Here is a 475-nt window from a genome sequence, read left to right as displayed (position 1 = left end):
GTCGAACCTTGTCGAGGCGCTGCGCTGGGTGATGGGCGAAAGCTCCTACAAGAACATGCGCGCGTCCGGCATGGACGACGTCATCTTTTCCGGCTCGGGCACTCGGCCCGCCCGCAACACCGCCGAAGTCACGCTTTTCCTCGACAACAGTGACCGCTCGGCGCCTGCTGCCTTCAACGATGCCGACGAACTGCAGGTGTCGCGCCGCATCGAGCGCGAGGCCGGCTCGCTTTACCGTATCAACGGCAAGGAGGCCCGCGCCAAGGACGTGCAGCTTCTGTTCGCCGACCAGTCGACCGGTGCGCGTTCCCCGTCGATGGTCGGCCAGGGCCGCATCGGCGAACTGATCCAGGCCAAGCCCCAGGCACGCCGCGCCCTGCTCGAAGAGGCGGCAGGCATTTCCGGCCTGCACACCCGCCGCCACGAGGCAGAACTGCGGCTGAAGGCGGCCGAGCAGAACCTCGAACGACTGGAC

Annotated in this window: 1 pseudogene; it reads left to right on the top strand. The window is 67.2% G+C overall.

Annotated features, from left to right (window positions below):
* Positions 1-475 (top strand): annotated as a pseudogene (locus tag EN925_RS39135) (chromosome segregation protein SMC); the annotation flags it as partial.

Source organism: Mesorhizobium sp. M7A.F.Ca.US.006.04.2.1 (assembly GCF_004022915.1).
In the GTDB taxonomy this organism is placed as follows: Bacteria; Pseudomonadota; Alphaproteobacteria; order Rhizobiales; family Rhizobiaceae; genus Mesorhizobium; species Mesorhizobium ciceri.
Note: the sequence above shows the minus strand (reverse complement) of the source record. Positions and strands in the feature narration are given on the sequence as shown.